At 60.9% G+C, this 21,314-nt stretch carries 20 protein-coding genes; 15 read left to right on the top strand and 5 right to left on the bottom strand.

Features of this window, described 5'->3' with window-relative positions; translation table 11 throughout:
• The first annotated feature begins 6 nt into the window (after positions 1 to 6).
• From cheR to flgE, 5 genes are all read left to right on the top strand, one after another.
• Positions 7 to 834 (top strand): protein-glutamate O-methyltransferase CheR, encoded by an 828-nt coding sequence (cheR, locus tag HX855_RS14080; protein WP_078738684.1) that lies wholly within the window; start codon positions 7 to 9, stop codon positions 832 to 834.
• A gap of 334 nt (positions 835 to 1,168) precedes the next feature.
• Positions 1,169 to 1,576: a flagellar basal body rod protein FlgB gene (gene flgB, locus HX855_RS14075; protein WP_177083724.1), complete on the top strand. Its 408-nt coding sequence runs from the start codon at positions 1,169 to 1,171 to the stop codon at positions 1,574 to 1,576.
• A 3-nt stretch (positions 1,577 to 1,579) separates the two neighbouring features.
• On the top strand, positions 1,580 to 2,032 hold the full coding sequence (gene flgC, locus HX855_RS14070; protein WP_177083726.1) for a flagellar basal body rod protein FlgC: 453 nt from the start codon (positions 1,580 to 1,582) through the stop codon (positions 2,030 to 2,032).
• A 16-nt stretch (positions 2,033 to 2,048) separates the two neighbouring features.
• Positions 2,049 to 2,771 (top strand): flagellar hook assembly protein FlgD, encoded by a 723-nt coding sequence (gene flgD / locus HX855_RS14065; protein WP_177083728.1) that lies wholly within the window; start codon positions 2,049 to 2,051, stop codon positions 2,769 to 2,771.
• A gap of 31 nt (positions 2,772 to 2,802) precedes the next feature.
• A complete protein-coding gene (gene flgE, locus HX855_RS14060) occupies positions 2,803 to 4,125 on the top strand; it encodes a flagellar hook protein FlgE (RefSeq protein ID WP_177083730.1) in 1,323 nt (440 codons plus the stop codon).
• A 248-nt stretch (positions 4,126 to 4,373) separates the two neighbouring features.
• Here flgE and HX855_RS14055 read toward each other — a convergent pair whose 3' ends face one another.
• Positions 4,374 to 7,268 (bottom strand): ribonucleoside-diphosphate reductase subunit alpha, encoded by a 2,895-nt coding sequence (locus HX855_RS14055; protein ID WP_177083732.1) that lies wholly within the window; start codon positions 7,266 to 7,268, stop codon positions 4,374 to 4,376.
• A 163-nt stretch (positions 7,269 to 7,431) separates the two neighbouring features.
• On the opposite strand from HX855_RS14055, the gene HX855_RS33290 reads away from it, so the two are divergent.
• The 3 genes from HX855_RS33290 (at position 7,432) to HX855_RS14045 (ending at position 10,406) form a co-directional block, all read left to right on the top strand.
• Positions 7,432 to 7,560, top strand: a complete 129-nt coding sequence (locus HX855_RS33290) for a hypothetical protein (protein ID WP_256352959.1) — start codon at positions 7,432 to 7,434, stop codon at positions 7,558 to 7,560.
• 513 nt (positions 7,561 to 8,073) lie between these two features.
• Positions 8,074 to 8,799, top strand: coding sequence for a response regulator (locus HX855_RS14050; RefSeq protein WP_177083734.1), 726 nt, complete (start codon positions 8,074 to 8,076; stop codon positions 8,797 to 8,799).
• The gene (locus tag HX855_RS14045) at positions 8,796 to 10,406 is read left to right on the top strand and encodes an ATP-binding protein (protein ID WP_177083736.1); all 1,611 of its coding nucleotides are present in this window, start codon (positions 8,796 to 8,798) and stop codon (positions 10,404 to 10,406) included. The genes HX855_RS14050 and HX855_RS14045 overlap by 4 nt, the downstream gene beginning before the upstream one ends.
• Positions 10,407 to 10,535: 129 nt before the next feature.
• Here the strand turns inward: HX855_RS14045 and HX855_RS14040 are convergent, their stop codons facing one another.
• Complete coding sequence (locus HX855_RS14040; RefSeq protein WP_177083738.1) at positions 10,536 to 11,252, bottom strand: 4'-phosphopantetheinyl transferase; 717 nt, start codon at positions 11,250 to 11,252, stop codon at positions 10,536 to 10,538.
• Between the two features lie 179 nt (positions 11,253 to 11,431).
• Between HX855_RS14040 and HX855_RS14035 the strand changes: the two genes are divergently transcribed.
• The 3 genes from HX855_RS14035 to HX855_RS14025 are packed head-to-tail and all read left to right on the top strand — an operon-like array spanning position 11,432 to position 13,779.
• Positions 11,432 to 11,740, top strand: a complete 309-nt coding sequence (locus HX855_RS14035) for a hypothetical protein (protein ID WP_177083745.1) — start codon at positions 11,432 to 11,434, stop codon at positions 11,738 to 11,740.
• Positions 11,741 to 11,758: 18 nt separating this feature from the next.
• The gene (locus HX855_RS14030; protein WP_003214228.1) at positions 11,759 to 12,436 is read left to right on the top strand and encodes a response regulator transcription factor; all 678 of its coding nucleotides are present in this window, start codon (positions 11,759 to 11,761) and stop codon (positions 12,434 to 12,436) included.
• Positions 12,433 to 13,779, top strand: coding sequence for an ATP-binding protein (locus HX855_RS14025; RefSeq protein WP_177083746.1), 1,347 nt, complete (start codon positions 12,433 to 12,435; stop codon positions 13,777 to 13,779). Before HX855_RS14030 ends, HX855_RS14025 begins: the two co-directional genes overlap by 4 nt.
• A gap of 120 nt (positions 13,780 to 13,899) precedes the next feature.
• Here HX855_RS14025 and HX855_RS14020 read toward each other — a convergent pair whose 3' ends face one another.
• Positions 13,900 to 14,898: an AraC family transcriptional regulator gene (locus tag HX855_RS14020; protein ID WP_177083747.1), complete on the bottom strand. Its 999-nt coding sequence runs from the start codon at positions 14,896 to 14,898 to the stop codon at positions 13,900 to 13,902.
• A 338-nt stretch (positions 14,899 to 15,236) separates the two neighbouring features.
• Here HX855_RS14020 and HX855_RS14015 point away from each other — a divergent pair, with 338 nt between their 5' ends.
• Together HX855_RS14015 and HX855_RS14010 are read left to right on the top strand one after the other, a co-directional pair.
• The gene (locus HX855_RS14015) at positions 15,237 to 16,571 is read left to right on the top strand and encodes a dicarboxylate/amino acid:cation symporter (protein ID WP_177083748.1); all 1,335 of its coding nucleotides are present in this window, start codon (positions 15,237 to 15,239) and stop codon (positions 16,569 to 16,571) included.
• Between the two features lie 215 nt (positions 16,572 to 16,786).
• Entirely contained in the window at positions 16,787 to 17,968 is a 1,182-nt protein-coding gene (locus tag HX855_RS14010) for a CaiB/BaiF CoA-transferase family protein (RefSeq protein ID WP_177083749.1), read from the top strand.
• A gap of 88 nt (positions 17,969 to 18,056) precedes the next feature.
• Here the strand turns inward: HX855_RS14010 and HX855_RS14005 are convergent, their stop codons facing one another.
• Together HX855_RS14005 and HX855_RS14000 are read right to left on the bottom strand one after the other, a co-directional pair.
• Positions 18,057 to 18,551, bottom strand: a complete 495-nt coding sequence (locus tag HX855_RS14005) for a SprT family zinc-dependent metalloprotease (RefSeq protein WP_177083750.1) — start codon at positions 18,549 to 18,551, stop codon at positions 18,057 to 18,059.
• Between the two features lie 129 nt (positions 18,552 to 18,680).
• Positions 18,681 to 19,283 (bottom strand): Yip1 family protein, encoded by a 603-nt coding sequence (locus HX855_RS14000; protein WP_177083752.1) that lies wholly within the window; start codon positions 19,281 to 19,283, stop codon positions 18,681 to 18,683.
• Between the two features lie 372 nt (positions 19,284 to 19,655).
• On the opposite strand from HX855_RS14000, the gene ttcA reads away from it, so the two are divergent.
• Positions 19,656 to 20,480, top strand: a complete 825-nt coding sequence (gene ttcA, locus HX855_RS13995) for a tRNA 2-thiocytidine(32) synthetase TtcA (protein WP_177083754.1) — start codon at positions 19,656 to 19,658, stop codon at positions 20,478 to 20,480.
• Between the two features lie 67 nt (positions 20,481 to 20,547).
• Complete coding sequence (locus HX855_RS13990) at positions 20,548 to 21,219, top strand: DNA-3-methyladenine glycosylase I (RefSeq protein WP_063027900.1); 672 nt, start codon at positions 20,548 to 20,550, stop codon at positions 21,217 to 21,219.
• Positions 21,220 to 21,314 lie beyond the last annotated feature (95 nt).

The following is a 21,314-nucleotide window of genomic DNA, read 5'->3' as shown; positions in this document are numbered from 1 at the left end:
GTATCATTGTCTACGGGTAATTTGGATTTCGAACAGTTCCGGGTCTTCCTGGAAAAAGCCTGTGGCATATTGCTCGGTGAAAACAAGCAGTACCTGGTATCCAGCCGTCTCAACAAACTGATGGAGCAGCAAGGCATCAAGTCCCTCGGGGAATTGGTGCAGCGGATCCAGGGCCAGCCGCGCAGCGGGCTCAAGGAGATGGTGGTCGATGCCATGACCACCAACGAAACCTTGTGGTTTCGCGATACCTATCCGTTTGAAGTGCTCAAGAGCAAGGTGCTCCCCGAGGCGATCAAGGCCGCTCCGGGCCAGCGCCTGCGCATCTGGTCGGCGGCTTGTTCGTCGGGGCAGGAGCCGTATTCGATTTCGATGTCCATCGATGAGTTCGAGCGGACCAACATGGGCCAGTTGAAAGCCGGGGCGCAGATTGTGGCCACGGACCTTTCCGGCACCATGCTCACCAACTGCAAGACCGGCGAGTACGACAGCCTGGCGTTGGGGCGCGGGTTGTCCCAGGAGCGCTTGCAGCGTTTCTTCGACCCCAAGGGCGCAGGGCGTTGGGCGGTGAAGGCGCCGATCAAGAGCCGGGTGGAGTTTCGCTCGTTCAACCTGCTGGACAGTTATGCCAGCCTGGGCAAGTTCGACATGGTGTTTTGCCGCAATGTGTTGATCTACTTCTCGGCCGAGGTGAAGAAAGACATCCTGCTACGCATCCACGGCACCCTCAAGCGCGGCGGTTATCTGTTCCTGGGTGCTTCCGAGGCGTTGAACGGTTTGCCGGATCATTACCAGATGGTGCAGTGCAGCCCCGGGATCATCTACCAGGCCAAGTAACACCGGCCTGAGACCCGAGTGAAGATCAAAATGTGGGAGCGGGCTTGCTCGCGAATGCGCACGATCAGTCAAAGAGGCATCGACTGACCCACCGCATCCGCGAGCAAGCCCGCTCCCACATTTTTTTGTGTCCCGCCGTTTTCTCCCTGCGCCGCAAAGCGGCAAACCTTCATTGCCGCTTTACTGGCGTTTCGCGGAAACCCTTTGCCGCTTTTCTGGCATTGCCGGCGGCAATGTCCTCGCAAACCCTTGATTTACGGCGGCCGAGCAACTTGGCATGGCCCTTGCTAAATCCTAGTTACGAAAAGCAGGTCAGCCCCTAAAGGTTTCCGCCATGAGCATCAGCTTCGATAAAGCGCTCGGTATCCACGAACAAGCCCTGGGCTTCCGCGCCCAGCGTGCCGAAGTCCTGGCCAACAACATTGCCAACGCCGACACCCCGAACTACAAGGCTCGGGACCTGGACTTCTCTGCCGTGCTCGCCGCCCAGCAAGACAAGACCAAGAACGGCACCTTCGCCTTGAACATGACCAACAGCCGTCATATCGAAGCGCAAGGCCTGGGCAATGGCGACGACACGCTGATGTATCGCACGCCGATGCAACCGTCGATCGACCAGAACACCGTGGACGCCCAGTTGGAGCAATCGGCCTACGCCGAGAACTCGGTGAACTTCCAGGCCAGCTTTACCCTGCTTAACAGCAAATTCAAAGGGCTGATGTCAGCCCTGCGTGGAGAGTAAGCCATGTCCCTCGCCAGTGTTTTCAATATTGCCGGTAGTGGCATGAGCGCCCAGACCACGCGTCTCAACACCGTCGCCAGTAACATCGCCAACGCCGAGACCGTGTCTTCGAGCATTGACAAGACCTACCGCGCCCGGCACCCGGTGTTCGCCACCATGTTCCAGGATGGCCAAGGCGGCCAGAGCGGCAGCGGCGACTCGCTGTTCCAGAACCAGGATGCCGCCGGCCAAGGCGTGCAGGTGCTCGGTGTGGTCGAAGACCAAAGCAACCTCGACGCCCGTTACGAGCCGAACCATCCCGCCGCTGACGCCAAAGGGTACGTGTACTACCCCAACGTCAACGTGGTCGAGGAAATGGCTGACATGATTTCCGCCAGCCGCTCGTTCCAGACCAATGCGGAAATGATGAACACCGCCAAAACCATGATGCAGAAAGTCCTGACCCTGGGTCAGTGATAAGGGGCGCCAAATAATGGCTATTGTTGATAACAGTTCGACGAACACGGCGGTCCAGAATCTTTTCAATTCCAAGGTTCAGACGGCTACAGACAACGTTTCCAGCGTTGCCAGTGCCGCCAGCGGCAACCAGGCGATGGGCAAGGATGCGTTCCTGCAACTGCTGGTCACCCAGCTGAAAAACCAGGACCCGCTGTCGCCCCAGGACAACGGCGCGTTCGTGGCCCAACTGGCGCAGTTCAGCAGCCTGGAAGGCATCAATAACCTGAACGATTCGGTCAATGCGATCTCCAGCAGCTACAGCTCCTCGCAGGCGCTGCAGGCATCGTCACTGGTGGGTCGCTCGGTGATCACCCAGACCGACACGGCCGTGGTGGACACCAGCAAGAGCATGACCGGTTCCGTGGCGGTGACGGCGGCGACGGGCAACGTCTCCGTCAAGATCACCGACAAGGACGGCAACGTGGTTCGCACCATCGACATGGGTGCCCAGAGTGCCGGCAATTCCAGCTTTGTGTGGGACGGCAAGAACGATGCGGGTGAGGTGGCGCCTGCCGGCACCTACACCTTCAACGCCACCACCAAGAATGACGCGGGCGACTCGGTGGCCCTGGCCACCTCGCTGCCGGCAACCGTGACCAGCGTAACCCTGGGTACGAACGGCGGCGAAATGATGCTTAACCTGGCGGGCGGCATGGGCAGTATCAAGCTGTCGCAAATTCAGACTATCGGTACATAGAGCCGGCTAAATACGGCAAAAGGAGAGAACAATGTCTTTTAACATCGGCCTTAGCGGTCTCTATGCGGCCAACAAACAACTGGACGTGACCGGCAACAACATCGCCAACGTCGCGACCACCGGCTTCAAGTCGTCCCGTGCGGAATTCGCGGATATCTACGCGGCCTCCAAGCTGGGCACCGGCCAGAACAGCGTCGGTAACGGCGTGAACCTGGCGGCCGTGTCCCAGCAGTTCACCCAGGGTGACGTCAACAACAGCGGTGGCATCCTGGACATGGCGATCCAGGGCGGCGGCTTCTTCGTACAGAAAGGCAGCGACGGTTCGCTGGAGTACACCCGTAGCGGTTCCTTCCGTTCGGACAAGGACGGCTACATCACCGACAACACCGGCACCGCGCGTCTTCAAGGCTACGCGGCGGACGCCGACGGCAACATCCAGAAGGGTGGCTTGACCGACCTGCAACTGAACCTGTCGAACCTGCCGCCGAAGGCGTCGAGCAAGGTGGACTCCACCAGTAACCTGAACTCGTCCGAGCTGCCGATCGATCAGACGGCCCACCCGTTTGATCCGACCAAGACTGACAGCTTCACCACCCAGTACTCCACCACGCTCTACGACACCCAGGGCAATGCGCACCCGATGGTGCAGTACCTGGTGAAGACGGACTCCAACACCTGGAAGTCCTACACCCTGATTGATGGGCGCAACCCTGACGGCTCGCCGATCAGCGGTACCGGTACGGATGTGAAGGCACCGGTCGCCTCGACGCTGTCGTTTGACACCTCCGGCAAGCTCACCGGGATCGTGACTCCGCCAGCCACCGCGTCCAATACCACCCTGACGATTGCCGACTGGAAGCCGGGCGGCCTGGTCAATGGCGTCTGGACGCCTAACGGTGCGGCTGCCAACCCGGATGGCATTGCCGTCAACATGGCCAGCATCACCCAGTACAACTCCGCCACCTACCGCAACCCGCCGACTACCGATGGCTACGCCACCGGTCAAATCACCGGGTTGAAAATCGACGGCACGGGCGTACTGTTCGCCACATTCAGCAACCAGCAGAGCAAGGCCATCGGCCAGATCTCCCTGGCCAGCTTCAACAACGAACAGGGCCTGCAGCCAAACGGCGGCACCACCTGGAAAGAAACCTTCGCCTCAGGCCAGCCAGGTTTTGATACCCCGCAATCCGGTACCCTGGGTTCGATCGTGGCCAACTCCCTGGAGAACTCCAACGTCAACCTGACCAACGAGCTGGTGGACCTGATCAAGGCCCAGAGCAACTATCAGGCGAACGCCAAGACCATCTCCACCCAAAGCACCATCATGCAGACCATCATTCAGATGACCTGATGCTGTCGCTTTAACCCGCTTCACCCAAAAGCCCCTCGAATGAGGGGCTTTTTTTTGCTCACCGGCTGGAGTGACTGACAATCAGGGGGCTGTCACGCGCGGTTCAAGGGCGATGATCCGGCGATGATGGCCGCTGCCTGTTTCATGTACCCCGCGAGCGCCAAGCGGGCAAAAGAAAACCCCCGATACGCCGTAGGCCTATCGGGGGTTATTCACGCCTGGGTGGTTAAACCCGGGACCTGCTCAGCTTATTGGCAAGCTTCGCAATCCGGCTCGTCAATCGCACAAGCCTTTGGCACGGGTGCCGGGCCGGCAGGTGCGGCGAGCACCGAATCATCACCGTGGTTGCCGCCGCTGGAAACCGCGTTCAGCTTGCCGGTGTTGATGGTCGACTTCTCGGTGCTGGTGGCGGCCAGGGCACGGAGGTAGTAAGTGGTTTTCAGGCCACGGTACCATGCCATGCGGTAGGTCACGTCCAGCTTCTTGCCCGATGCGCCGGCGATGTACAGGTTCAGCGACTGAGCCTGGTCGATCCACTTCTGGCGACGGCTGGCCGCGTCGACGATCCACTTGGTGTCCACTTCGAAAGCCGTCGCGTAGAGCTCTTTGAGTTCTTGCGGAATGCGCTCGATCTGCTGCACCGAACCGTCGTAGTACTTCAGGTCGTTGATCATGACCGAGTCCCACAGGCCGCGGGCTTTCAGGTCGCGAACCAGGTACGGGTTGATCACGGTGAATTCGCCCGACAGGTTCGATTTCACATACAGGTTCTGGTAGGTCGGTTCGATCGACTGCGACACGCCAGTGATGTTGGCGATGGTGGCGGTCGGTGCGATGGCCATGATGTTGGAGTTACGAATGCCTTTCTGCACACGGGCACGTACCGGCGCCCAGTCCAGGGATTCGTTCAGGTCAACGTCGATGTACTTCTGGCCACGTTGCTCGATCAGGATCTGTTGCGAGTCCAGCGGCAGGATGCCCTTGGACCACAGCGAACCCTGGAACGTCTCGTAGGCACCGCGCTCGTCGGCCAGGTCGCAGGACGCCTGGATCGCGTAGTAGCTGACCGCTTCCATGGACTTGTCGGCGAACTCGACCGCAGCGTCGGAACCGTAAGGAATGTGCTGCAGGTACAGCGCATCCTGGAAGCCCATGATGCCAAGGCCTACCGGACGGTGCTTGAAGTTGGAGTTCTGCGCCTGGGGTACCGAGTAGTAGTTGATGTCGATAACGTTATCGAGCATGCGAACGGCGGTGTTCACGGTGCGTTCCAGCTTGGCGGTGTCCAGCTTGCCGTTGGTGATGTGGTTCGGCAGGTTGATCGAGCCCAGGTTGCAAACGGCGATCTCGTCCTTGTTGGTGTTCAAGGTGATCTCGGTGCACAGGTTCGAGCTGTGGACCACGCCCACGTGCTGCTGCGGGCTGCGCAGGTTGCACGGGTCTTTGAAGGTCAGCCAAGGGTGGCCGGTTTCAAACAGCATGGAGAGCATTTTGCGCCACAGGTCTTTGGCCTGGATGGTCTTGAACAGCTTGACCTTGCCTGGGTACTCGGTGAGGGCTTCGTAGTACTCGTAGCGCTCTTCGAAGGCCTTGCCGGTCAGGTCGTGCAGGTCCGGTACTTCGGATGGCGAGAACAGGGTCCATTTGCCGTCATCGAAGACACGCTTCATGAACAGGTCAGGGATCCAGTTGGCGGTGTTCATGTCGTGGGTACGACGACGGTCATCACCGGTGTTCTTGCGCAGCTCGATGAACTCTTCGATGTCCATGTGCCAGGTTTCCAGGTAGGCACACACCGCGCCTTTGCGCTTGCCACCCTGGTTCACGGCCACCGCGGTGTCGTTCACCACTTTGAGGAACGGTACAACGCCCTGGGACTTGCCGTTGGTGCCCTTGATGTACGAACCCAGTGCACGCACCGGCGTCCAGTCGTTACCCAGGCCGCCTGCGAATTTGGACAACATGGCGTTGTCGTGGATCGCGTGGTAGATGCCCGACAGGTCATCCGGCACGGTGGTCAGGTAGCAGCTCGACAGCTGTGGACGCAGGGTACCGGCGTTGAACAGGGTCGGTGTGGACGACATGTAGTCGAAGGACGACAACAGGTTGTAGAACTCGATGGCACGGTCTTCTTTCTGCTTCTCTTCGATCGCCAGGCCCATGGCCACGCGCATGAAGAAGATTTGCGGCAGTTCGAAGCGGATACCGTCCTTGTGGATGAAGTAACGGTCGTACAGGGTTTGCAGGCCCAGGTAGGTGAACTGCTGGTCACGCTCGTGGTTGATCGCCTTGCCGAGTTTTTCCAGGTCGAAGGTGGCCAGGATCGGGTTCAGCAATTCGAATTCGATACCCTTGGCGATGTAGGCCGGCAGCGCCTTGGCGTACAGGTCGACCATTTCGTGGTGGGTCGCGCTCTCGGCGACGCCCAGGAAGTTCAGGCCTTCGGCACGCAGGGTGTCCATCAGCAGGCGGGCGGTCACGAACGAGTAGTTCGGCTCACGCTCAACCAGGGTGCGGGCGGTCATCACCAGGGCGGTGTTGACGTCGGTCAGGGCCACGCCGTCGTACAGGTTCTTCAGGGTTTCGCGCTGGATCAGGTCGCCGTCGACTTCTTCCAGGCCTTCGCAGGCTTCGGTGACGATGGTGTTCAGGCGGCCCATGTCCAGCGGCGCGAAAGTGCCGTCGGCGCGGGTGATGCGGATCGACGGGTGGGCTTGTACGGTTTCTTCGGACGGTGCGCGAACGGCGCGTTCCTTGGAACGGGCGTCACGGTAGATCACGTAGTCGCGAGCCACTTTCTGCTCGCCGGCACGCATCAGGGCCAGTTCGACCTGGTCCTGGATTTCTTCGATGTGGATGGTGCCGCCCGATGGCATGCGACGCTTGAACGTTGCGCTGACCTGTTCGGTCAGGCGGGCAACGGTGTCGTGGATGCGCGACGAGGCAGCAGCGGTGCCGCCTTCAACTGCAAGAAACGCTTTGGTGATGGCGACGGTGATTTTGTCATCGGTGTAAGGAACGACAGTGCCGTTACGCTTGATCACACGCAGTTGGCCCGGCGCGGTGGCGGACAGATCCATATTCGAATCAGCGGCCTGCGGCACGGAGCCTTGCGGGTTCTCGCGAGTTGTGTCGGTTTGCATGGGGGGTTGTCTCCACATTCTATATTTATTTGGGCACCATCACGGTGCCCACCGTTCCGTCCTGAAGCACTTACAACAGGCCTGGGCCTGGCATAACAACTTCGGGACAGGAGGAAGGGAGCTGATCGCGCCGCTTCCATGCCGAAGTCTTCGGTTACAAGCCGTGAAGCTCTTTACCGTATTCCTGGTGGGTGACAGTTTTGTACTGCAACACCCGTACCGTTTTTGCCTGATCTGGGCGGAAAACGGCTGCCATCCGCGTGCGCGGTTTGGTCTTCTGAAAAAGGCGTAAGTTCAACCAAACAGGAGCAAGAAAGGACTTGAGTTTCTTGTCTGATTTGTGTTTGGTTTTTTCGCTGAAAACCCTACATGTAGGGTTTTTTTGGCGACGACCTACAAGATAATGCGTTTTTGGGGGTATGGCAACGCACTACCTGTGGATAACGCTGTGGGTAAAATGTGTATGAAACGTGGAACAGCCGTGTAGGCCGCAGTACTGCTGCATTGCGCCGTTTGTCACCGAATATTCCAAGCTAAAAACATCCGGTCGAATTTTTGCGGGCGCGAACCCTATCACAAAAAAACACGATGTCCGAACGCATTTGCGCGCGTGTACTACAGGCCTGGCCCGTTGCTACAATCGGCCGTTATTCCTAGCGTTTATGCCTCACCTAAATGACAACTGCAGGAGCGGGCTTGCCCGCGAAAGACGTCAACGAAAACGCTGGAAACCTGAATAAACGCGGCGCCCTTGAGTTTTCTCGGGCAAGCCCGCTCCTACAATAATTGAGAACCGAGGTAGCGCATGGAGCATGAAGCCTGGCAGGTATTGATTGTCGAGGACGACGAACGACTGGCTGAGTTGACCCGTGACTACCTGGAGAGCAACGGCCTGCGGGTCTCGGTGGAAGGCAACGGCGCCCTGGCGGCGGCGCGGATCATCGCCGAACAGCCAGACCTGGTGATCCTCGACCTGATGTTGCCCGGCGAAGACGGCCTGAGCATCTGCCGCAAGGTGCGCGAGCACTATGACGGGGTCATCCTGATGTTGACCGCGCGCACCGACGACATGGACCAGGTGCTGGGCCTGGACATGGGCGCCGACGACTACGTGTGCAAACCCGTGCGCCCGCGCCTGCTGCTGGCGCGGATCCAGGCCCTGCTGCGGCGCAGCGAAAGCGTCGAGCCGGCCATCCCCGAAAAACTGCGACGCCTGCAATTCGGCCCGTTGGTGGTGGACAACGCCCTGCGTGAAGCCTGGCTGCACGAAGGCGGTATCGAACTGACCAGCGCCGAGTTCGACCTGCTGTGGCTGCTGGTGGCGAATGCCGGGCGGATCCTGTCCCGGGAAGAGATCTTCACCGCCTTGCGCGGCATTGGCTATGACGGCCAGGACCGTTCCATCGACGTGCGCATTTCGCGCATCCGCCCGAAAATCGGCGACGACCCGATCCACCCGCGGTTGATCAAGACCATCCGCAGCAAAGGCTATTTGTTCGTCCCCGAAGCCGCCGCTGACCTTACGCCGTGAACTCAATCTTCCTGCGCATCTACGGCGGCATGTGCGCGGCGCTGATCCTGGTGGCGCTGCTCGGCGTGCTGGCGTTGCACCTGCTCAATGAAGTGCGCAGCGGCCAATACCGCGAGCGCCTGGCCCACGGCACCTTCGCGCTGATGGGCGACAACCTGCAACCCATGAGTGCCATCGAGCGCCGCCGTGCGCTGGCGGTGTGGGAACGCTTGCTGGGCATCCCACTGGAATTGCAGACGGTGGCCGAGGCCCACCTGGACCTGAGCCAGCGCACGCGCCTGCAACGTGGCCAGGTGCTGGTGGAGCAGACCGGCCCCCATGCGGCCAGGGTGCTGCGACTGGTCAGTGACCAGGAACAGCTGGTGCTCACCGGCGAAGTGCAGCAAATCAGCGAGCAACTGGCCCGCGCAACGATTTACCTGCTGGCCGATGAACTGGTGCGTTTCCCGGTGGCCGAGCAACCGCAGAAACTCGCCGACCTGAAAGAGGCCAAAGGATTTGGTTTCGAGATGCACCTGCTGATGCTTGAACAGGCGGATATGGATGAAGACCAGCGCCGCCGCGTCTCCGAGGGCGATACCGTGATGGCCCTGGGCAAGGGTGGCGATTCGATCCGCGTATTTGCCGGCATGGTCGGCACGCCCTGGGTCCTGGAAATCGGCCCGCTGTACCAGATGAACCCATACCCGGCGCAATGGCTGATCCTGATCGCGCTGATCAGCCTGACCCTGATCGGTTTGATCGTCTATCTATTGGTGCGCCAGTTGGAGCGGCGCCTCAGTGGCCTGGAAGCCGCCGCCACGCGCATCGCCAAAGGCAGCCTGGAAGTGCGGGTGCCGGCCCGGGGTGCGGATTCGGTGGGGCGCCTGGCCGCCGCCTTTAACGGCATGGCCGAACACCTGCAACGGCTGTTGGCGATCCAGCGTGAACTGGTGCGCGCGGTGTCCCACGAACTGCGCACCCCGGTGGCGCGCCTGCGGTTTGGCCTGGAAATGATCGGTGATGCGGCCACGCCTGAGGCGCGGCGCAAGTACATGGAAGGCATGGACAGCGATATCCAGGACCTCGACGGCCTGGTGGACGAAATGCTCACCTATGCGCGGTTGGAACAAGGCTCGCCGGCCCTGAATTTCCAGCGGGTCGACCTCAGCGCCTTGCTCGATCAGGTGATTGATGAACTCTCGCCGTTGCGCCCGGAAATCAACGTGGCCCGGGGTATCTGCCTGTCATCGGCCCACTGGGATGATGCCTGGGTGGAGGCCGAGCCGCGTTACCTGCACCGCGCCCTGCAAAACCTGGTGAGCAACGCCATGCGTCATGCCCAGGGCCACGTGCTGATCAGTTACCAGGTGGGCCAGGTGCGCTGCCGCATCGACGTGGAAGACGACGGGCCGGGCGTGCCGGAAAGTGCCTGGGAGCGGATCTTCACCCCGTTCCTGCGCCTGGACGACAGCCGCACCCGGGCCTCGGGCGGGCACGGGTTGGGGTTGTCTATTGTGCGGCGGATCATCCATTGGCACGGCGGCCGGGCGTTGATCGGCAAGAGCAACAACCTTGGAGGGGCGTGTTTCAGCCTGAGTTGGCCACGAGACCAAGAGAAAACCTGATTCATTGTGGTGAGGGGGCTTGTCCTGTGGCGAGGGGGCTTGTCCCCCGTTGGAGTGCGTAGCGCTCCCGCTTTTTTGGGGCCGCTACGCAGCCCAACGGGGGACAAGCCCCCTCGCCACAGAGATCAATCAGGCTTGGATGGCCACCAGGCTCAACAACTGCCCTTCATCCACCACAAATTGCGCCTCCAGCTCCTTGCCATGGCACCACTCTGCGGACAAGTCCGTCAGCAACCTCAGCCGCGCATGGCCGGTATCCGACCATTCCAGCAACTCGGCATGCTCAAAGTAGAAGCGCTTCTGCACGATCGGGTAGAGCGCCTTGAACAGGCTCTCCTTCGCTGAAAACGTCAACGTCACCAGCTGCGCAACCTGTTCCCGCGGGCCGGCCGCCATGCGCTGCAATTCATCGGGCGTGAGGATTTCCCCGGCCAGGCGTTCCGCCCGCTCCAGGCTCAGCAGGTTTTCCAGGTCCATCCCCAGCCCGCGCCACTGAGCCTTGTGGGCGACGATGGCCGCTGCGTGGCCGGTGCTGTGGGTGATCGAACCGCTGATATGGGCGGGCCAGACCGGCGCGCGGTCCTCGCCAATCGCCGGCACGCAATCCAGCCCATCCAACTGTTGCAAGGCGGCGCGGGCGCACAGGCGACCGGCCAGAAACTCCGCCTGGCGCTTGGCTACTGAACGCTGGATGCTCGCGGGCGGTGGCACAGCGCTGCGCTGGAAGTCACCGATGGCCAGCAGGGCCGGGTCAAAACGGGTGCTCAGCAAGACCGTGCCGGGCAGGGCAACGGGCAACGGCCAATGGGCATCAAGTGGGGTGCAGCAGGCGGGTAGGGAATTCATGCCGGGTATTTTGCCGAGTTGGAGGGCCGCTGGATAGCCTGCGGCCGGGGATACGTAAATAACTCTTTACACAGTAGCCGGCCTCGGTTCAGCCCAGGTTCAGAGAGTGTTCAGGGGGAGTTCAGGGGCGTCTGCGTAGTCTGGCCCGGTACCCAAAGCCAAAGCGTATGAGGTAGACCATGACTGCGATCAAGAAGCTGATGTTGGCGTTAACCATGCTCAGCGCCACTGCTGGCGTCCAGGCCTCTGATGCGAGTTTCGCGGGTTTCTCTAAAGAGAAGAGCAAAAAGCCCTACAGTCTTATTCAGCGCGTGAGCTTCGAGGACGCCGGCGAACACGCGGCGCCCTGGGGTGAATCCCTGGGCCAGCACACCCCGCAGCCGGATTACCGCGTGGGCAACGAAAACCTGTCAGGTCAGTTCAACGGCAGTAAATTGCGCCAGCAAGACCTGCAAGGCCGCTATGATATACCCCAGTTGGAAAGTTGATTTGCCGTGGAGAGCGTTATGAAATTGCTGGTTGTCGAAGATGAGGCGTTGCTGCGTCATCACCTGTTGACCCGCCTGACCGACAGCGGTCACGTGGTCGAGGCCGTCGCCAACGCTGAAGAGGCGCTGTACCAGACCGGGCAATTCAACCACGACCTGGCGATCATCGACCTGGGCCTGCCCGGCATGGGTGGCCTGGACCTGATCCGCCAACTGCGCGCCCAGGCCAAGACATTCCCGATCCTGATCCTGACCGCCCGCGGCAACTGGCAGGACAAGGTCGAAGGCCTGGCCGCCGGTGCCGATGACTACGTGGTCAAGCCGTTCCAGTTCGAAGAGCTGGAAGCGCGGATGAACGCACTGCTGCGCCGCTCCAGCGGTTTTACCCAATCCACCATCGTCGCCGGGCCCCTGTTGCTGGACCTCAATCGCAAGCAGGCGTCCCTCGACGAACAGCCACTGGCGCTGACCGCCTACGAATACCGCATCCTCGAATACCTGATGCGCCACCATCAGCAAGTGGTCGCCAAGGACCGCCTGATGGAGCAGCTCTACCCCGATGACGACGAGCGCGATCCAAACGTCATCGAAGTGCTGGTGGGCCGCCTGCGCCGCAAGCTGGAAGGCCCGGCGGGTTTCAAACCGATCGATACCGTGCGTGGCTTGGGCTACCTGTTCAATGAGCGCTGCCGTTGATTCGCTCGTTACGTGTGCGGTTGATGCTCGCGGCCACCACCCTGGCCGTGCTGTTTATGCTGGCCTTGTTGCCGGCCATGCAGGGCGCCTTCAGCCTGGCCCTGCAGGACTCCATCGAGCAGCGCCTGGCGTCGGATGTCACGACGCTGATTTCGGCTGCCCGGGTTGAAAACAATCGCCTGCTGATGCCCGCGCAGCTGCCCGATGAGCGCTTCAACCTCACCGACAGCCGCCTGCTGGGCTACATCTATGACCGTGAAGGCCATTTGGTCTGGCGTTCCCGCGCCACCCAGGAAGAGAACATCAACTACAAACCGCGCTACGACGGGCGCGGCAACGAGTTTGCGCGGATCCGCGAGGCCAACGGCCAGGAATTCTTTGTCTATGACGTCGAGGTCAAGCTGCTGGGCGGCAAGAGTGCGGCGTTCAGTATCGTCGCCTTGCAACCGGTGCGTGAATACCAACTGACCCTCGAAGGCCTGCGGGAAAACCTCTACTTGGGCTTTGGCGCCGCCTTGCTGGTGTTGCTGACCCTGTTGTGGCTGGGCCTGACCTGGGGCCTGCAGGCCTTGCGCCGGCTGAGCCAGGAACTGGATGAAATCGAGGGCGGCACCCGGGAAAGCCTCAGTGAGCAACACCCCCGCGAATTGCTGCGCCTGACCGGCTCCCTCAACCGCCTGCTCCACAGCGAGCGTGAGCAACGTACCCGTTACCGCGATTCCCTGGACGACCTGGCCCACAGCCTGAAAACCCCGTTGGCGGTACTTCAGGGCGTGAGCGAAGACATGGCCCAACGCCCCGAAGACCGGGACCAGGCCTGGGTGCTGCAATCCCAGATCGAGCGCATGAGCCAGCAGATCAGCTACCAGTTGCAACGCGCCAGCCTGCGTAAAAGCGGCCTGGTGCGCCACCAGGTGCGGTTGGAGCCGGTGTTGCAAAGCCTGTGCGACACGTTGGACAAGGTCTATCGCGACAAGGGCGTGAAGGTGGCTTTCGATTTGCCGGAGGCGTGCGACGTGCCGATCGAGAAGGGCGCCTTGCTGGAACTGCTCGGCAACCTGTTGGAAAACGCCTACCGTTTGTGCCTGAGCGAAGTGCGCATCAGCGTGCAGGAAAGCCTGGAAGGCACCGAACTGTGTATTGAAGACGACGGCCCCGGCGTGCCGCCGGACCAGCGTGCGCGCATCCTGCAACGGGGTGAGCGGTTGGACCGCCAGCACCCGGGGCAGGGGATTGGCTTGGCGGTGGTCAAGGACATTATTGAAAGCTACGGTGCGCGGCTGACCCTGGGGGATTCACCGCTGGGTGGTGCGGCGTTCAAGATTCACTTTCCGGCCGTGTGATCTTTATGGCTGCACCGGCCTCATCGCAGGCAAGCCAGCTCCCACATTGTGACTGTGTCCACAAATCAAACTGTGGGAGCCGGGCTTGCCCGCGATGAGGCGGGTACTGGCAACGCTTATCTAACTCTCTTGTGCTCTATAGGCCCCCGGCGTCAACCCGGTCCACTTCTTGAACGCCCGATGAAACGCCGACGGTTCGGAAAATCCCAACTGCTCGGCGATCTCCTGTAACGACAAATCCGCCCGTCCCAAGTGATAAATCGCAATGTCCCGGCGCAACTCATCCTTGAGCGCCTGAAAGCTGGTGCCTTCTTCCCGCAAATGCCGACGCAGGGTCTGCGGGCTGATGTGCAGGTGCTGGGCGACGGCTTCCAGGTCGGGCCAGGGCGTGCGATCACGGCTTAATAAACGCCGCAGTTGGCTGCTTAAACTGTCGCCTTCATCCGGACGTGACAACAGGTCGGCGGGTGAGCGCTCGAGGAAATGCTTGAGGGTGCGTTCGTCCTGCAACAGCGGCAGGCTCAGGTAGCGGCTGGGAAACACCAGGCTGCTGGTGGGCGCCGAAAACACCTGCGGGCAGGGGAACAGCAAGTCGTACTCAGTGGCGTGGGGCGGCATCGGGTAGCTGAACGTGGCCTGGTCCAGGCGGATACGCTGGCCGATCAGCCAACTGCCGAGGCGATGCCAGATCACCAGCAGGCATTCACTGAGAAAGTGATCCGGGTCCCAGAGCTGGGAGTCGTCCAGGCTCAAGCGGGCCATTTCCCCTTCGCGCGTCAGACGCCAACGCGGACCTTGCGGGAATAGGCTATAAAATAATAAGCCGCGTTCGAGAGCCTTCTCTAGGGTGCGGCAATGAATCAGCGCGTGGCACATCATGGCGAACGTGCCGCGCTTGCTCGGGCCTTCGGCGAAACCCAGGTATTCGTCATCCAGTTCCAGCCACAGCATCTGCAGCAGCCGGGTGAATTGCTCCGGGGCGATGCGGGCGCGGGGTTCGCTCAGGAGTTCCGGGGTAATGCCCACGTGCTGCAGCAGGCCCGAGTAGTCGACGCCCGCCCGGCGTGCACCGCCGAGGGCGGCCCGGGCGTAGTGACTGGCGATGGTACGTTCACGCATGAGGGGCCTCGTCCATTGAATGGCGGATGTTAGCCATCCTGCGCGGGGGCAACAAGGCGGATATCCGCCAAATTGTAGGACGAGATCAGGCGTGTAGGCGGAAACCCGCCACTGTCTATGGGCGCTGTCTGAAACTGAAAATCCCCCGAGCGCCGATGTCTAAAGGCCTTCAGCGGTTTTCGGCAAAAGTGGCACGCCGCTTGCGATACAGAGCGCAGGGAGACCGGCCTTGAGCAGGCTCTCAAACAACAAATCCCTCCAGTGCAGGAGGGTTCGCAATTCAAGTGTCGTGGGCAATGGCGGATATTTGCCACACGGGACGATTGAGGAACTTTGCAATGACGACTCGTCAGCCACTGTACAAATCCCTGTATTTCCAGGTGATCGTTGCAATCGTTATCGGTATTTTGCTCGGCCACTTCTACCCGCAGACCGGCGTGGCCCTCAAGCCACTGGGTGACGGCTTTATCAAGCTGATCAAAATGGTCATCGCCCCGATCATCTTCTGCACCGTTGTCAGCGGCATCGCTGGCATGCAAAGCATGAAATCGGTCGGCAAAACCGGCGGCTACGCGCTGCTGTACTTCGAAGTCGTCTCTACCATCGCCCTGCTGATCGGTCTGATCGTGGTCAACGTTGTGCAACCGGGCGCCGGCATGCACATCGACGTGGCTACCCTGGACGCTTCGAAAGTCGCAGCCTATGTGACCGCCGGTGCAGACCAGAGCATCGTTGGCTTCCTGCTGAACGTGATCCCGAACACCATCGTTGGCGCGTTCGCCACCGGTGACATCCTGCAAGTGCTGATGTTCTCGGTGATCTTCGGTTTCGCCCTGCATCGCCTGGGTGCCTACGGCAAGCCGGTGCTGGACTTCATCGATCGCTTCGCCCACGTGATGTTCAACATCATCAACATGATCATGAAGCTCGCGCCACTCGGTGCCCTGGGCGCCATGGCGTTCACCATCGGTGCCTACGGTGTCGGTTCGCTGGTGCAGTTGGGCCAGCTGATGATCTGCTTCTACATCACCTGCATCCTGTTCGTGGTGCTGGTGCTGGGCGCCATCTGCCGCGCACACGGCTTCAGCGTGCTGAAACTGATCCGCTACATCCGTGAAGAGCTGCTGATCGTACTGGGTACTTCCTCGTCCGAATCCGCACTGCCACGCATGCTGATCAAGATGGAACGCCTGGGCGCCAAGAAGTCGGTAGTGGGTCTGGTTATCCCGACTGGCTACTCCTTCAACCTGGACGGTACTTCGATCTACCTGACCATGGCTGCCGTGTTCATCGCCCAGGCGACTGACACCCACATGGACATCACCCACCAGATCACCCTGTTGCTGGTACTGCTGCTGTCCTCCAAGGGCGCGGCTGGCGTAACCGGTTCGGGCTTCATCGTACTGGCCGCGACCCTGTCGGCTGTTGGCCACCTGCCGGTTGCCGGCCTGGCGCTGATCCTGGGTATCGACCGCTTCATGTCCGAAGCCCGCGCACTGACCAACCTGGTAGGCAACGCCGTTGCGACCCTGGTTGTGGCCAAGTGGGTCAAGGAACTGGACGAAGACAAGCTGCAAGTCGAACTGGCTTCCGGTGGCCGCGGTATCTCCGAGACCCGTGAAGAAGACGACCTGGGTGTGGCCGAAGGCCCGACCCCAACCGCCGTCAAGTAAGGCTGCACCGCGTGTAAAAAACCCATCTTCGGATGGGTTTTTTTATGCCTGTTCGATCGTTCCCACCCTCTGCGTGGGAATGCCGCCACTGAGGCTCTGCGTCTCGCGTTAGGCCTCCTGGAAACATCGGTCACTGCGGATGATGGTTTAGGTGATTGCCGCTGATGGTCAGGCTTGCCTACTCTGTGAGCTATCGAACCGGAATCGGAGTCTTCATGTCAGGCCCCTTGGCGTCCCTCAAAGTACTGGATTTCTCCACCTTGCTGCCGGGGCCGTTTGCCTCGTTGCTGCTGGCCGACATGGGCGCGGAGGTGCTGCGCATCGAATCCCCCACGCGCATGGACCTGCTGCGGGTGTTGCCGCCCCATGACCACGGCGTGTCCGCCAGCCACGCCTACCTGAACCGCAACAAACGCAGCCTGGCCCTGGACCTCAAGCAGGCCGAGGCCGTGGCGATCGTGGGGCAGTTGGTGGCGGACTACGACATCGTGCTGGAGCAATTTCGCCCCGGGGTGATGGAGCGTCTGGGCCTGGGCTACGAGGCCTTGAAGGCAATCAACCCGAAGCTGATCTACGTCTCCATCACCGGCTACGGCCAAACCGGCCCCTACAAGGACCGCGCCGGCCATGACATCAACTACCTGGCCCTGGCCGGTATCGCCAGCTACACCGGGCGTCAGGACAGCGGCCCGTTGCCCCTGGGCGTGCAGTTGGCGGACGTGGGCGGCGGCTCGTTGCACGCGGTGATCGGCTTGCTCGCGGCAGTGATTGCCCGGCAGCACAGCGGGGTGGGTCAACACCTGGACGTGAGCATGACCGATTGCGCCTTCAGCCTGAATGCCATGGCCGGCGCGGGTTACCTGGCGTGTGGCGTGGAGCCGGCGTGGGAGAACCAGGTGCTCAATGGCGGCAGTTTCTATGACTATTATCGGTCACGGGACGGGCGCTGGTTCTCGGTGGGCAGCCTGGAGCCGGCTTTTATGCAGCCGTTGTGTACGGCGCTCGGGCGGCCGGAGTTGGCCGCGCAGGGTTTGTCGCCCAAGCCCGAGCAACAGAAAGCCCTCAAGCTGGCGTTGCAGGTCGAGTTCGAGAAACGCAGCTTTGATCAGTTGTGTGAGCTGTTTGCCGGGATTGATGCGTGTGTCGAACCGGTATTGAGCCTGAGCGAGGCCGTTGAACACCCACAGCTGAAGGCCCGGGAGCTGATCAGCCAAGTGCCGCGGGGCGATGGTTCCGCACAGGCGCAGATAGCCTGTCCGTTGAAGTTTTCCGAAGGCTTGCCGGCGGCCAGGCACATCGGAGCGGCATTGGGCGCTCACAGCGAAGAGGTGTTGGCGGAGTTGGGCTTCAGTGCTCAGCAGATAGACGATCTGCGGCGTGCCAAGGTGATTCAGTAGCGCCTGGGCTGACGCTATCGCAGGCAAGCCAGCTCCCACAGTTGAAATGCATTCCAATGTGGGAGCTGGCTTGCCTGCGATGAGGCCCTTATTCCACCCTGGTTTCCCCGGTAAACACCAGGGTCTGCCGGCACCGCCTGCACAAATACCGCCGCCCCTGGCTCACCAGCCCGTGACGCTGGGACGAAAACGGGAAGTCGCTGTCGGCACACGGGCAGCGATAGATATACCGCGTCACCCGTCGCCGCTGGATTTCATAGGTGTGGCAGCGATCGGGCGGCAGTTCGTAAACCCCACGCATGATCAACTGCCATTCCTCGCCATGGGGCTGGATGCGCTCGCCGAACAATTGGTGGGCAATCAGGTGCGCCACTTCATGGGCGACCGTCTGTTTAAGGAAGTGTTGGCTGTTTTCACGGTACAGCTGCGGGTTGAAGCGCAGCAGGTTCTCGTGCAAATGCGCGACACCGGCCTTCTGGCCCCGCAGCTTGAGGCTGACCTGGGGGCGTTTGAAGCTTCGTTTGAAAAAGGATTCGGCTTGCAGGAAACAATCTTCGACGCGGGTATTGAGTTGCTCGGGCATGCTGTACATATCTCCAGAGATGCCCAGTATGCCGCAAACCAGGGTGTATCCGAATCTGTCAGGCGCCGAATGGTCATGCATAACGCACAAAGCCACCTTGCGGTGGCTTTTCCTGCGGGTTGAACCGCGTCAGTTGGTGTAGATCGGGCCTACGCCCAGCCCCCAGACGATCACGGTAAACGCCATGATCGCCACCAGCACCACCAGGCCTACCGCCAGCACCGAGCTGGAAAACAGAAAACCCTCGTCCGGGTTGATGTTCATGAAGGTCGGCAGTCCTACATACAGCAGGTACACCGTGTAGCAAATCGCGGCCGTGCCGACGACCATGCCCAGCCACATATGCGGGTACAACGCCGCCAGCCCGCCGATAAACAGGGGGGTCGCGGTGTAGGTGGCAAACGCCACGCAACGGGCCATGCTGGGGTTGGCGTCATAGGTGCGGGCCATCCAGTGAATGAACGCGCCCATCACCGCCACGCCGCCGAGCATCGCCGCGTAGGACATGAGGGTCATCCACAACGCGCTTTCCACCGTCAGCATCACCGGTGCGCGGCTGCCGATGACCCAGCCCACCTGAGTGGTGCCGATAAAGGCTGATACCGCGGGGATCGCTGCGAGAATCAGCGTATGGGTGAGGTACATGTGGCTGATGCTTTCTTCTTTATCGCCACGGATTTCCCGCCATTCCTGATCGGGGTGGGTGAAAAGTCCCACGACGTGATGGATCATGCCAGTCACTCCTGTCGTTATTACCATCGCCCCCCAGTGGAGCGCCCACGGGCCAATTGGCCTGAAAGGTCTGGATATATGTGCGACCTTATGTCGCAGTATAGGAAGTGATGACCGGAAAAACCGTAGGGCTTTAGAGCAAATTGCGCTGTAAACATTGGGCTTAATCGCGGCGGGGTCTGTTGATTGGAATGCAGTCAATTGGGGGAGCGGGCATGCTCGCGAAGGCGGTGGGTCAGTCACACACATATTGACTGACAGGCCGCTTTCGCGAGCAAGCCCGCTCCCACACAAGCCCACATTGGAACTCGGTCGTCCATCCCGGTAAAATACCCGGCTTTTCGTCACACACCTTTCGCGGATCCAAGCGCCATGGGCACTCTTACGGTCAACCAGAACAAACTGCAAAAACGCCTGCGTCGCCAGGCCGGTGAGGCAGTCGCCGATTTCAACATGATCGAAGAGGGCGACAAGGTCATGGTCTGCCTGTCCGGCGGCAAAGACAGCTACACCCTGCTCGACGTGCTGATGCACCTGCAAAAGGTTGCACCGATCAAGTTCGAGATCGTCGCCGTGAACATGGACCAGAAGCAGCCGGGGTTTCCCGAGCATGTGCTGCCGGCCTACCTCAAGGAACTGGGGGTCGAGTACCACATCGTCGAGAAGGACACCTACTCGGTGGTCAAGGAGCTGGTCCCGGAAGGCAAGACCACCTGCTCGCTGTGCTCGCGCCTGCGCCGTGGCACGCTCTACACCTTCGCCGACGAAATCGGCGCGACCAAGATGGCCCTGGGTCACCACCGCGATGACATCGTCGAAACCTTCTTTCTGAACATGTTCTTCAACGGCAGCCTCAAGGCCATGCCGCCCAAGCTGCGGGCCGACGACGGGCGCAATGTGGTGATTCGCCCTCTGGCGTACTGCCATGAGCGGGACATCCAGGCGTACTCCGACCTCAAGCAATTCCCGATCATCCCGTGCAACCTCTGCGGCTCCCAGGAAAATCTGCAACGCCAGGTGGTCAAGGAGATGCTCCAGGAGTGGGACCGCAAGACCCCGGGCCGCGTCGACAGCATCTTTCGCAGCTTGCAGAACGTGCAGCCCTCGCAGTTGGCCGACCGTAACCTGTTCGACTTCACCAGCCTGCGTATCGACGAAACCGCGGCGTCGCGCTTCGTCAACGTAGTGAACCTCTGAGCGCTTTCACCGCTCTGACAGACGGCGCTCCTGGGCGCCGTTTTCATTTCAATCCTTAGGAGAGGGCATGCGCGATTACAAGTGGCTGCACGAATATTGTCTGAACCGGTTTGGTTCGGCGGCCGAGCTGGAAGCCCATCTGCCTGTGCCCCTGACCCCGGCGAAACTGCGCAAGATCAGTGATGATCGCTACCTGTCGACCCTGTCGCTGCGGGTATTCCGCGCTGGCCTGAAACACAGCGTGGTGGACGCCAAGTGGCCGGCGTTCGAGCAGGTGTTCTTTGGGTTCGACCCGGAAAAAGTCGTGCTGATGGGCGCCGAGCACCTGGAGCGGCTGATGCAGGACACCCGCATCATTCGCCACCTGGGCAAACTCAAGAGCGTGCCGCGCAACGCGCAGATGATTCTGGATATCGAGAAGGAAAAGGGCAGCTTCGGTGCGTTGATCGCTGACTGGCCGGTGACCGATATCGTCGGCTTGTGGAAGTACCTGAGCAAGCACGGCCATCAGTTGGGCGGGTTGTCGGCGCCGCGTTTTCTGCGGATGGTGGGCAAGGACACGTTCGTGCCCAGCTATGACGTGGTGGCGGCGCTGAATGCACAGAAGATTGTCGACAAGGTGCCCACCAGCCTGCGGGACCTGGCCACGGTGCAGGGCGCGTTCAACCAGTGGCACGCCGAGAGTGGCCGGCCGATGTGCCAGTTGTCGATGATGTTGGCTTACACCGTGAACCACTGAGACCGACAGATAACCCTGTGGCGAGGGGGCTTTTGTGGCGAGGGGGCTTGCTGTGGCGAGGGAGCTTGCTGTGGTGAGGGGGCTTGCTGTGGCGA

Source organism: Pseudomonas sp. IPO3778 (assembly GCF_013386825.1).
GTDB lineage: Bacteria > Pseudomonadota > Gammaproteobacteria > Pseudomonadales > Pseudomonadaceae > Aquipseudomonas.
This window is presented reverse-complemented; position numbering and strand designations above follow the sequence as displayed.

Excerpts from the sequence above, each read along its gene's own strand:
- HX855_RS14040 (WP_177083738.1), bottom strand. The coding sequence starts at position 11,252 with ATGAATTCCCTACCCGCCTGCTGCACCCCACTTGATGCCCATTGGCCG.
- HX855_RS14000 (WP_177083752.1), bottom strand. The coding sequence starts at position 19,283 with ATGATCCATCACGTCGTGGGACTTTTCACCCACCCCGATCAGGAATGG.
- HX855_RS14005 (WP_177083750.1), bottom strand. The coding sequence starts at position 18,551 with ATGCCCGAGCAACTCAATACCCGCGTCGAAGATTGTTTCCTGCAAGCC.
- flgB (WP_177083724.1), top strand. The coding sequence starts at position 1,169 with ATGAGCATCAGCTTCGATAAAGCGCTCGGTATCCACGAACAAGCCCTG.
- HX855_RS14035 (WP_177083745.1), top strand. The coding sequence starts at position 11,432 with ATGACTGCGATCAAGAAGCTGATGTTGGCGTTAACCATGCTCAGCGCC.
- flgC (WP_177083726.1), top strand. The coding sequence starts at position 1,580 with ATGTCCCTCGCCAGTGTTTTCAATATTGCCGGTAGTGGCATGAGCGCC.
- flgD (WP_177083728.1), top strand. The coding sequence starts at position 2,049 with ATGGCTATTGTTGATAACAGTTCGACGAACACGGCGGTCCAGAATCTT.
- ttcA (WP_177083754.1), top strand. The coding sequence starts at position 19,656 with ATGGGCACTCTTACGGTCAACCAGAACAAACTGCAAAAACGCCTGCGT.
- HX855_RS14020 (WP_177083747.1), bottom strand. The coding sequence starts at position 14,898 with ATGCGTGAACGTACCATCGCCAGTCACTACGCCCGGGCCGCCCTCGGC.
- HX855_RS13990 (WP_063027900.1), top strand. The coding sequence starts at position 20,548 with ATGCGCGATTACAAGTGGCTGCACGAATATTGTCTGAACCGGTTTGGT.
- HX855_RS14030 (WP_003214228.1), top strand. The coding sequence starts at position 11,759 with ATGAAATTGCTGGTTGTCGAAGATGAGGCGTTGCTGCGTCATCACCTG.
- HX855_RS14055 (WP_177083732.1), bottom strand. The coding sequence starts at position 7,268 with ATGCAAACCGACACAACTCGCGAGAACCCGCAAGGCTCCGTGCCGCAG.
- HX855_RS14015 (WP_177083748.1), top strand. The coding sequence starts at position 15,237 with ATGACGACTCGTCAGCCACTGTACAAATCCCTGTATTTCCAGGTGATC.
- HX855_RS14010 (WP_177083749.1), top strand. The coding sequence starts at position 16,787 with ATGTCAGGCCCCTTGGCGTCCCTCAAAGTACTGGATTTCTCCACCTTG.
- flgE (WP_177083730.1), top strand. The coding sequence starts at position 2,803 with ATGTCTTTTAACATCGGCCTTAGCGGTCTCTATGCGGCCAACAAACAA.
- HX855_RS14050 (WP_177083734.1), top strand. The coding sequence starts at position 8,074 with ATGGAGCATGAAGCCTGGCAGGTATTGATTGTCGAGGACGACGAACGA.